The sequence below is a fragment of the Lysinibacillus sp. FSL K6-1151 genome (assembly GCF_038630755.1).
GTDB lineage: Bacteria > Bacillota > Bacilli > Bacillales_A > Planococcaceae > Lysinibacillus > Lysinibacillus fusiformis_D.
Map to the genome: position 1 here is coordinate 2,792,996 of NZ_CP152040.1, position 10,374 is coordinate 2,803,369.

A 10,374-nucleotide genomic window follows, 5' to 3' on the forward strand; every position below is an offset into this window, starting at 1 on the left:
CTCTCGATAAACTATTTTTATGCGTCATGGAGATGGTGGCTATTTGGCATTTGGCTTCTTCTTCATATATAAAGACAGTAGTAGTCCCACAGCACTTAAAATCGTTGTGACAATAAACGCTGTGCGAATGCCATTTAGCATAGCATCAGCAACACCCATTTCTTGCTGTAAAGTAGTTACCGTACTCATGATGGTTACAAGTAATGCCGTTACTAATGCACCACCGACCATACGCAATGTACTATTCATCGCTGTCGCATGTGCCATCAAATGGGTAGGTAAGGCATTCATGCCAGCGGTTGTCAGCGGCATCATAATCATTGAAATCCCAAAGGAAATCATCGTAAAGAGACATGCCAGTAGCCAAAGTTTTGTATGCATTGATAATGCTATGAAAGCACCTGAACCAATTAAGATACTGGTGAACCCTACCAGTGCTAAGCCTTTTCCACCCACTTTATCGAAAATCTTCCCTGTCACTGGCGACAATATGCCCATTACAAGCGCACCTATCAATAAAACCAGCCCTGTTTCGAGTGCCGACAGCTGCCGTACATTTTGAATATAAAATGTGATAAGTATTTGTGTACCAATCATGAGGGCATAAACTAAACTCGATAAAAAAGTTGTAATAGAGAACATGGAGGATTGAAATACACGAAATTCAAGCATTGGTTTAGGCAATTGAAGCTGACGTCTAATAAATAGAAACAGCGTAATTCCTCCTACCATTAATGATGCAAGTACTGGCATTGATTGAAATCCAACAGCTCCTGCGATGCTGAAACCATATAACAGGCCACCCCAACCTAAAGAAGAATAGACGATAGAAAGAGCATCTAGCTGCCCTTCTTTTTTTGTCGTGACATTTTTCATAAAAATCGTGGCCACAGTCAAAACAATAACTGAAACGGGTAAGACAGTAAAAAACAGATGTCGCCATGTAAAATGTTCTAAAATCCAGCCTGATAATGTTGGGCCTATTGCTGGTGCAAAACCTGTTACAAGGCCAGCTAGCCCCATAATGGAACCTCGCTTTTCTTTTGGATACATCGTTAATAAAATCGTTTGCATTAAGGGCATGATCACCCCTGCTCCAGCCGCTTGAATAACTCGAGCCATAAGTAAAACCGTAAAGGTTGGGGCAAAGGCGCCTAAAAATGTACCCATACTAAATAAAGTGAGAGCCACTATTAACAGTAATCGATTGGAAAAACGACCAATCAGAAAAGCTGTAATAGGTATGAGAATACCATTCGTTAATAAATATACTGTCGTGAGCCATTGTGCTAAATTAGCATCAATCTTGAAATCGTTCATAATTGGTGGCATAGCTATGAGTAATAATGTTTGATTGAGAATAGACACAAATGCTGCAGATAGTAGAATTGCTACTATGACATTTCTTTTTTCGTTCATGAAACTTCCCCCTAAATAGCATGTTAGTTAGTGATAACTAACATTTTACTTAAAAAATATATGCAAACTATGTGAGTGAACCATTAAACACAGACTCCACTCACAAAAGTAGCAACTAAATGTTGAATAAAAATTTCTTGTTGATCTTTTAGAAAATGTTGGTCCCATAGCGCATTGGAAACAAAAAAACCAAACAGGCTCGTTAAAAAAACAATGGCTTGTCCGTTTGTATCTATTTCCTTCATCTTTCCTTGTTCAATTTGAGATTGAAAATAAACGGCCAGTAAGCTTAGTAATTGTTTAGTTTGGTTATCCGAAATTGTATCCATTAACCCTGGTAGCATACTTCTATCTTGTGTAGTAATGAGAAAAATTGGTTTATTTTTTTCCATAAAGGCTAGATATGTGTTAGCAATTTGCTTTAAATCATTCTCTAAGTTTCCGGATAAATCTTGTGCAAATAAATGTTCAAAGTATGGGATATATGAGTGGCTTTGCAGGACAGCATGAAGAATTCCTAGTTTTGTTTCAAAATGACGGAAGACAGTCATTTCACTAACACCAGCAGTGGCAGCAATATCTTTTACCGAAACATTCGAATAGCCCCTTTCTGTCATTAGACTTGTTGCTGCATCAAGAATTTTATCTTTTGTGCCTTTTTTCATTGTATACGCCTCCAAAATGTTAGTTATGACTAACAAAAATATAGATGATAGAGTCCAGTTTGTCAAAAAAAATATGTTGTTACTAGAATACATTCTAATAACAACACGGATGAGCTACATATGACCTGCCCGAATTTTCTTCACAATACTAAAAGTCGTGTAGGCAGCAGCAGGTGCTAATACGATAATAAAAATAATCCAAACGGTTAAATTATTTGTTGCTTTTAGCGTTTCATAATTCGAGATGACAAAAATAATTAATCCGAATAGTAATAAATAGCTCAGCACATTTGGAAAAATAACAATTAATCGCAATAGTGCTGGCGGCATCTTTTGTTGATTCAATTAAACCACACCCCTTTTTTCAATTATACGGGAAGTGAAGGATCGATTGTACTATATTTTTCCTTTTAAACGCTATATTTACCTGCAAATCGTTGGCGTTTTTCTACTGTTGTATTTAATTGGTTGATCAATGTAGTTATGCTTTTATATTTCCGCTTGATGTTTAGCCTTCTGAGCAAATATCTTTCTCCTTGGCTAGTAACAAACATTCCATGAGTCGAACTGAAAATAGTGATAGTAAGAACTATATATAAAAAACATCTATTAGTTGCATGTCAATCAATAGATGTTTTTTAAATTAGTTTAGATTAATTTATTATTTTGCCAAGTAAAAATGGCTTGATCGGATGTTAGTAATGTTTGGGGGAAAATTGCCTGTGCTTCTGCCAAAAATTGTGGTAAATCCTGTGGAAGAAAACGGGCACTTAAATGATTTAAAAGCAAGTAGTCTGCGCCAGCTTGCTGTGCGACTTGTGCTGCTTCCACATTGGTAGCATGACCATAGCTGGCTGCTAAAGCAGTCAGTGTCCCATCAAAGGTCGCTTCATGTACAATGATGTCAGCATCCCTTGATAATTGAATGGCCTCTTCGCAATATTTCGTATCGCCCAAAATCGTCAGTGTGAAGCCCTTTTTTGAGGGGGCAACAACGTCTTTTGCTTGAATCACATGCCCATTTTCAAGCACGACATCGTAACCATTTTTTAATTGACCAAGCAAAGGGCCTTTAGGAACACCAAGTGCCTGTGCCTTGTCGATTAATAATTCACCAGGTAAATCCTTTTGTTCAATACGATACCCATAGCATGGTACAACATGGCGCAATTCCTGTGCATAAATTGTAAAATGAGTATCCTCAAAAATAATCCCTTCTTGCACTTCTATAAAATACAGTGGATACGTTAAATGGGTTTTAGATAAGGCTAATGTTTGTTCAATCCATTGCTGTAAACCTGGGGGACCAAAGATCGTTAAAGGCTCATCCCCTCCTTGAAAGGAACGAGAGCTTAAAAACCCTGGCAATCCAAAAATATGGTCGCCATGTAAATGTGTAATAAAAATTTTTGTTACTTTACGTGGCTTTAACGATGTGTGTAGGATTTGATGTTGTGTAGCCTCCCCACAGTCAAATAGCCACATTTCGCTCACTTCATCTAATAACTTGATCATCAATGCACTCGTATTTCGCTCTTTTGAAGGCATGCCTGCGCCTGTCCCTAAAAAATGTAGTTGCACATATGCCACCTCACTTCTTGTTTCTATCGTTTTATTGTACCTTAACATACCCAATAAGAAAAACCCTTGGTGAACAGATTTCTCCAAAGGTTTCTCTTTTATTTTGGTTGCCATGAGACAAGGGCTGCATGAAAGTCATGACGATAATAATAGCGTCCCTCTTTTTCTTCAATAAAAGGTGAGAGAGCTTCTTCCACATGTGCTTGCTGGACATTTGCCGTTAAAATTTTTTTACTTTGCGTTGTAACAAGCTGTTCATAGCTTTCATATTCATAGACACGTTCCAAAGGGATAATTTGACAATCCGCATAAATATTCATCTCATACAGTAGATTTAAAAATTCTATATAATCTCTACGAGGAAACTTAATTTCATAGCCATACTTTTCATATAATCGCTCATAGTGAGGCTGAATAGGACCTGTCGTCATGCCAATGATGGCACGCTTTTTCGCAAGCCGATTCATATGGGATAAGGCGGCTTTAATTTCATACATCCGATAAAAACAATTCACGCCCAAAACGATATCATGTGGCTCAATTTCATCATTTTCTAGACTTTCCCATTTCGCATGAACATATGAAACATGCTCCTGATGAGGCATACACTGTTGTAAGTAATGCAGCATGCTTTCAGAGCTATCCACACAGGTTAGCTTGTCCACTCGCTCAGCCAATGGAAACGTATAATTACCCCATCCTGGCCCAATTTCTAATACAGAATGCTGTGGCTCAATACTTTTTTGAAGCTCCTGAAAAATGCGTTGGGCATAAGGATCAGTTTGTCCTATTTTTTTACGTGCAACGGATTGAGCCCAAAATTGCTCCTCTAACTGATCATTGACCATGCGCTCCGGCATCATTCCATGCCAGTCTTTCATGCCCTCCTGCCATAATGCCTCATAATTAATGGCTAATGGTCCTTTTCTTGTCATATAGATACCTCTAAAGATAAAATTTCATATATTTTTTTCATATCCAGATTTGCTCGAACATGGTCGGCTAACATATTATAGGCGTCCTCTCTTCGTTCTGCATCACTTTTTACATCATTCGGTAAAGCCATTAACCCTTTTTTCACTCGTATTTCATTGACAAGCTGACGAGTAAAGGTGCGATTATGGAACACGCCATGAAAATACGTACCAATCACTTGCTCATCATGACTCACTGCGCCATCTTCTCGACCATCCTCTAGCAGTAGAAAAGGTGATACTTCATCACGTAAAATTTTCGTACGTCCTAGATGTATTTCATAGCCCGTCAATGTATCCTGCCCTCTTGTTCCTGTCATTTGTACCGTTTTTTTAGTGCCTACAAAAATCGTTTCCATTGGCAATAGCCCAAGACCATTTGCAGCTTCACCATTTCCCTCCACTGCTTCAGGGTCTAGTAATGTTTCACCAAGCATTTGGAAACCACCGCAAATGCCAATAATTTTTGTGCCGCGCTCACGTAAATGGGTAATAGCTTGATCGAAGCCCTGTGCTTTTAACCAAGCTAAGTCATCCATTGTACTTTTTGTACCTGGCAGTATAAGCAAATCCGGTGTGCCTAGCTCATGGACATTGCCAATTAAACGTACACCTACTTCTGGCTCATCGAAAAAGGGATCAATATCAGTGAAGTTTGAAATACGGGGTAAACGAATCATCGCTACATCGACAGTAAATTCGCCTGGTTTTGGCTTTTTAAAGCGTAATGACGATAATGCGAGGGAATCCTCTGCTTCAATATTGATATTGACATAAGGAATCACACCAAGCACCGGGATACCTGTTTCTCTCTCCACCCATTCAAGACCATCATCTAATAATTCACGCATGCCTCTAAATTTATTGATGATTAATCCCTTAACACGGGCGCGCTCTTCATCATCTAGCAACGCCAGTGTACCAACAATCGAGGCAAAGACCCCACCACGATCTATATCAGCAACAAGCACTACCGCTGCATCTGCTAAATGTGCCATTCGCATATTAGCAATATCGCGATCCTTTAAGTTAATTTCAGCTGGGCTACCTGCCCCCTCTAGGACAATGACATCATATGTATTTTGTAGCGTACGGACAGATTTTTCAACGATTGGCATTGCCTCTTGCACAAAATTATTGCGATAGCTTTTGGCATCCATATTTAAAAAATGCTTACCATGAACGATGACCTCAGACATCATATCTTGCTTCGGTTTCAGCAGAATAGGATTCATATCAGTCGTCGCAATAACACGGGCTGCCTCTGCCTGCACCCCTTGTGCACGGCCGATTTCGCCACCATCCTTCGTAACAAACGAATTAAGAGCCATATTTTGCGATTTAAACGGGACAACACTTAGTCCATCATCCGAAAATATACGACAAAGTGCCGTACAAATCATACTTTTTCCAACATCGGAAGCCGTTCCTTGAATCATAATCGATTTAGCTGGCATAGTCACTTTCCTCCGTCATTATTGGTGTAACGCAGTATATTGTATTAGAGCTGTGCGGGTTTGCCTTCATTTCGGGAGTATTCTCGGAGCAAGCACGAGTATTTCTCTCCGCTCCGAGAGTATTCTTTGGGCAAGCGCGAGTATTTCCCTTCGCTCCGCGAGTATTCTTTGGGCAAGCGCGAGTATTTCTCTCCGCTCCGAGAGTATTCTTTGGGCAAGCGCGAGTATTTCCCTTCGCTCCGCGAGTATTCTTTGGGCAAGCGCGAGTATTTCCCTTCGCTCCGCAAGTATTCTTTGGGCAAGCGCGAGTATTTCTCTCCACTCCGCGCGTATATTTTTCACCCAGCAATGGTGAAGGGCTTTAAAATTCTAGCCCTTTCACCGCTGGGATGCCTTCATCATAGTAATGCTTTGTTGCGTCGATGGTTGACACTAAATCAGCCATTGCCGTTAAGGCAGGGTTCGCGCTTCGACCTGTGACCACCAAATGCATCGTCGATGGACGTTGCTGGATCGCCTCTATGACTTCTGTTAGTGGAAGGACATCATCGATAGGAAACTTGGTGATAGCCAATGCATTGTTTAATTCATCTAGCACCAATAAATCAATACTGTCGTCTTGCAGGGCGGCCTTCGTTTTTTTCCATGCTTTAGCTAAGGCAGCACGATGCTCTTCAGGTGTCTTTGTCCATGTAAAGCCGATACCCATTTGCTCCATTTCCACACCTAACTTGCGAAGGGCAATTTGCTCACCGTACGTACGCTCAGGTGATTTAATAAACTGCATATAGCGCACATTTAAGCCACGGCCAACTGCACGTAATGTGACACCTAGAGACGCCGTTGTTTTGCCCTTTCCTTCACCTGTATATACTAAAAACAAGCCTTTTCTTGCCATGTGAGTAGCCCCCTTACAGCCATGTTGTCTTTTCTGCAAATGGTGTACGCTTTTTGTCGCTTTGCTCCTGCTCTTGTGGATAGCCAATAAATATCGTACCGACTACTTTTTGAGAGGCACTTGCACCAATAAATGCATGCATACGTGAATCATGCACGAGCCCAACACCACGTGTACGCCAAACAAAACCAAGACCTAGCTCATCTGCAGTGAGCCACATGGACATAATGGCACTACATACGGCAAAAACATTATCCTCTGTCGCATCAGTATCACCTTCGACAATGTCTGCAGTAACAACAATGGCTACAGGCGTTGTTTGCACAACCTTTAAAGAGCTTTCCACTAAGTTCGGCTTTGTGGGGAAACGCTCTTGTAAATAGGCACTCGCCATTTCTTCATAACGCTTCATTGCCTCATCTTGAATAACATAAAAATGCCAAGGCTCACGCATACGGTCATTCGGAGCATAGGTGGCTGCTTGTAAAATTTGCTCAATTTTTTCTTTCTCTACTGGTTGTGTTGTGTAATTTCGAATGGCTCTACGCTTTTTTAATGCTTCGATAACGGTCATGTTGCTTCCTCCTTGTGCCTCTTCTAAGAAATGATTATGAAAATGTTAATCCCTGCTCTTCAAACCATTGAATTTTCTCACGTACATTGACTACCTCTCCCACGACAATCATCGAAGGATTATGATACCCTTCACGTTCAATAATGGCCGCTATCTCATCTAGCTGTCCTGTAATCGTGCGTTGTTGAGCAGTTGTTCCCCACTCAATGACCGCTACTGGCGTTGTGGCCTGACGTCCGTTTTCAATTAATTTGCGAGCAATGTAGGCAATATTTCCAACACTCATGTAAAATGCGACGGTATCAATACCTGTAGCCAATGCTGGCCAATTCAAAAAATCCTGTCCTTTTTCTTCACGACCATGCCCCGCCACTAGGGCAAAGCTTGTCGCGAAGTCTCTATGTGTCACTGGAATCCCTGCATAAGCAGCTGCAGCAATGCCGGCTGTAATACCAGGAACGATTTCATAGGTTATGCCATGATTTTTTAATATTTCTGCTTCCTCAGCACCACGTCCAAATACAAATGGATCGCCACCCTTCAGACGTGTCACAACTTTACCTTCTTGTGCTTTTTCAACAAGTAAGGCATTAATTTCATCTTGAATAAGGTGGTGCTTACCTGGAAGTTTACCGCAATAAACGAGCTCTGCATCCTTTTTTGCAAAGTCGAGCAATGTGGGATTCACAAGACGGTCATAGGCAATCACATCAGCTTTTTGAATACATTCCAGACCATACACAGTGATGAGCTTCGGATCCCCAGGACCTGCACCAACGATATATACTATTCCTTCCTTCATTGCTTCGCTCCCATCAAAAGTTGTTGTAAATAGGCTTCACGTCTATCAATCTCTCCATGACGTGTCCATTCCAGAATGCTTGGCTCTAGCAATGCTTGTAATGCCGCCCGTCTTTGCGGACCTTTATCATACTTAGCAGCAATCATTAATCGTGCTTGCTGTAAAAAGCATACATAGTCATCATAAGCATCATCGAATTGATCTTCTAAATCTGCTTTGATCTTGCGCGCTAGACTTGGGCTTGCTCCCGATGTCGAAACAGTTAACACCAATGGGCCACGACGAACAGTAGCAGGTGTAATGAAATCACTTTCACTTTGTCTATCCGTTCGATTGATTAATTGCCAATGCTGTGCCGCCTCTTGAACAGCTTCGTTTACAGCCGTCACATTCGTTGCAGCAATAATGAGAATCGCATCATCCAAATCACGTGGTTCAAATTCCTTTTGCTTCCAAGTAATTTGCCCCGAATCGGCAAGTGGCTGTAATGTATCATGTAGGGTTGGACTGACTATGACAATATGGGCCTTTGCGGGTAATAGAGAGGCTACCTTCTGCGTTGCCACGTGTCCGCCACCTACAATCACTACGGTTTTATATTCTAGATTGATATGAATAGGAAAATAATTAGTCATCATTTTTCACCTTCTTACAAGCTGTTAACCAATTGTCAACTAGCTTTGGGTTTGATACAAAATGGAAATGTGTATAACCAGCCACCAAATTCCCTTTTTTATAGCCTTCTTGCTTTTTGCCAAAACGACCAATCGTCTCGTAGGCTGGTGTGTTGTGGGTACCACTATATTTAGAATAATGGAATTCATGGCCCTTCGCTTCTTGCTCCACACCGATTAAGAAATTATCTACTGTGCCAAAAATTTCACGATAGCCTAGTGCTGCAAGCTTTGTCTGCATGGCCACTTCCCCTGGAATCACACCTACCATTTCATAGCGTTCACCCTGACTATTTGTAATAGCCTCTGTTAAATACATAAAGCCACCACATTCCGCTAATGTTGGTAGTCCTTTGGCAATAGCGTCTTGAATGGAGTCTTTCACGACTGTATGTGAAGCCAATGTCTCTGCGAATTCTTCAGGAAAGCCACCACCAATATAGAGGCCATCTGCTTCTGATGGTACAGGCTCATTGGCAAGTGGAGAGAAAAATTGTAATGTCGCGCCTTTCGCACGTAGCAAAGCTAAGTTTTCTTCATAATAAAAATTAAATGCTGCATCCCTTGCAACCGCTATACAAATATTTTGTGAAGGCTCCTCAGCAAATAAATGACCTGATTCATGTAGGATAGGGGCTTTTGTTAAGTCAAGTAATTGATCCAAGTCAATCGTTTCTGCCATAAGGTCACCTAGTTTATCAAAAAATGAATCTAGTTCTCCCCTTTCAATGGCGGGTACTAACCCTAAATGACGACTCGGAATATCGATGCCTTGTTCACGTTTTAAATAGCCGATGACAGGAATGCCACATTCTTGTTCAATAGCCGCCTTGGCGATTTCATAATGACCGACACTGCCCACTTGGTTCGCAATAACGCCAACGATCCTCGGTTTATCTGACAAAACTTGAAAGCCTCTTACAACAGCTGCTACACTACGCGCCATACTTGCACAATTAACAATTAAAATAACAGGGCTCTCTGTCACTACACTAATATCTGCGGCAGAGCCAGCATCTGATAAAGGACTTTTGCCATCATAGAAGCCCATCACACCTTCAATAATGGACACATCCGCATCCATACTTGCGCGTGCCACAATATCACGTACTGCTTCATGGGAGAACATCCAGCTATCAATATTGCGTGATACTCTACCTGTTACAGCCGTATGATACGTTGGATCGATATAATCAGGGCCACATTTAAAGCCCTGCACTACTTTTCCTTTATTTTGTAGTGCTTTCATCAGTCCAATGGTGAAAGTAGTTTTGCCTACCCCACTACCCGTACCAGCTAGTACAAAACGATTTGTTTGCATGGACTTCCT

General features: G+C 41.1%; 11 protein-coding genes. All 11 read right to left on the reverse strand.

Annotated features, from left to right (window positions below):
* Window positions 1–39 precede the first annotated feature (39 nt).
* The 11 genes from MHI04_RS13460 to MHI04_RS13510 all read right to left on the reverse strand — a co-directional run bounded on the left by MHI04_RS13460 (window position 40) and on the right by MHI04_RS13510 (window position 10,365).
* Window positions 40–1,419, reverse strand: a complete 1,380-nt coding sequence (locus tag MHI04_RS13460; RefSeq protein ID WP_036120084.1) for an MDR family MFS transporter — start codon at window positions 1,417–1,419, stop codon at window positions 40–42.
* 83 nt (window positions 1,420–1,502) lie between these two features.
* Window positions 1,503–2,084 (reverse strand): TetR/AcrR family transcriptional regulator, encoded by a 582-nt coding sequence (locus MHI04_RS13465; protein WP_036120081.1) that lies wholly within the window; start codon window positions 2,082–2,084, stop codon window positions 1,503–1,505.
* A gap of 114 nt (window positions 2,085–2,198) precedes the next feature.
* Entirely contained in the window at window positions 2,199–2,429 is a 231-nt protein-coding gene (locus MHI04_RS13470) for a hypothetical protein (RefSeq protein ID WP_036120078.1), read from the reverse strand.
* Between the two features lie 303 nt (window positions 2,430–2,732).
* The gene (gene rnz, locus MHI04_RS13475) at window positions 2,733–3,665 is read right to left on the reverse strand and encodes a ribonuclease Z (RefSeq protein ID WP_340809835.1); all 933 of its coding nucleotides are present in this window, start codon (window positions 3,663–3,665) and stop codon (window positions 2,733–2,735) included.
* Between the two features lie 98 nt (window positions 3,666–3,763).
* Complete coding sequence (locus tag MHI04_RS13480) at window positions 3,764–4,600, reverse strand: class I SAM-dependent methyltransferase (protein WP_342534926.1); 837 nt, start codon at window positions 4,598–4,600, stop codon at window positions 3,764–3,766.
* Entirely contained in the window at window positions 4,597–6,096 is a 1,500-nt protein-coding gene (locus MHI04_RS13485; RefSeq protein WP_036120068.1) for a cobyric acid synthase, read from the reverse strand. The genes MHI04_RS13480 and MHI04_RS13485 overlap by 4 nt, the downstream gene beginning before the upstream one ends.
* Before the next feature lie 361 nt (window positions 6,097–6,457).
* Window positions 6,458–6,994 carry a cob(I)yrinic acid a,c-diamide adenosyltransferase gene (locus tag MHI04_RS13490; RefSeq protein WP_058844520.1) on the reverse strand — a complete coding sequence of 179 codons (537 nt, stop codon included), beginning with the start codon at window positions 6,992–6,994 and terminating at the stop codon, window positions 6,458–6,460.
* A gap of 13 nt (window positions 6,995–7,007) precedes the next feature.
* Window positions 7,008–7,568 (reverse strand): nitroreductase, encoded by a 561-nt coding sequence (locus MHI04_RS13495; protein ID WP_036120059.1) that lies wholly within the window; start codon window positions 7,566–7,568, stop codon window positions 7,008–7,010.
* 34 nt (window positions 7,569–7,602) lie between these two features.
* On the reverse strand, window positions 7,603–8,370 hold the full coding sequence (gene cobA / locus MHI04_RS13500; protein ID WP_342534928.1) for a uroporphyrinogen-III C-methyltransferase: 768 nt from the start codon (window positions 8,368–8,370) through the stop codon (window positions 7,603–7,605).
* Window positions 8,367–9,005 (reverse strand): NAD(P)-dependent oxidoreductase, encoded by a 639-nt coding sequence (locus tag MHI04_RS13505; protein ID WP_058844589.1) that lies wholly within the window; start codon window positions 9,003–9,005, stop codon window positions 8,367–8,369. Before MHI04_RS13505 ends, cobA begins: the two co-directional genes overlap by 4 nt.
* Window positions 8,998–10,365: a cobyrinate a,c-diamide synthase gene (locus MHI04_RS13510; protein WP_340809186.1), complete on the reverse strand. Its 1,368-nt coding sequence runs from the start codon at window positions 10,363–10,365 to the stop codon at window positions 8,998–9,000. Before MHI04_RS13510 ends, MHI04_RS13505 begins: the two co-directional genes overlap by 8 nt.
* Window positions 10,366–10,374 lie beyond the last annotated feature (9 nt).

Excerpts from the sequence above, each read along its gene's own strand:
- MHI04_RS13510 (WP_340809186.1), bottom strand. The coding sequence starts at position 10,365 with ATGCAAACAAATCGTTTTGTACTAGCTGGTACGGGTAGTGGGGTAGGC.
- MHI04_RS13465 (WP_036120081.1), bottom strand. The coding sequence starts at position 2,084 with ATGAAAAAAGGCACAAAAGATAAAATTCTTGATGCAGCAACAAGTCTA.
- MHI04_RS13495 (WP_036120059.1), bottom strand. The coding sequence starts at position 7,568 with ATGACCGTTATCGAAGCATTAAAAAAGCGTAGAGCCATTCGAAATTAC.
- cobA (WP_342534928.1), bottom strand. The coding sequence starts at position 8,370 with ATGAAGGAAGGAATAGTATATATCGTTGGTGCAGGTCCTGGGGATCCG.
- MHI04_RS13460 (WP_036120084.1), bottom strand. The coding sequence starts at position 1,419 with ATGAACGAAAAAAGAAATGTCATAGTAGCAATTCTACTATCTGCAGCA.
- MHI04_RS13505 (WP_058844589.1), bottom strand. The coding sequence starts at position 9,005 with ATGACTAATTATTTTCCTATTCATATCAATCTAGAATATAAAACCGTA.
- MHI04_RS13480 (WP_342534926.1), bottom strand. The coding sequence starts at position 4,600 with ATGACAAGAAAAGGACCATTAGCCATTAATTATGAGGCATTATGGCAG.
- MHI04_RS13490 (WP_058844520.1), bottom strand. The coding sequence starts at position 6,994 with ATGGCAAGAAAAGGCTTGTTTTTAGTATATACAGGTGAAGGAAAGGGC.
- MHI04_RS13485 (WP_036120068.1), bottom strand. The coding sequence starts at position 6,096 with ATGCCAGCTAAATCGATTATGATTCAAGGAACGGCTTCCGATGTTGGA.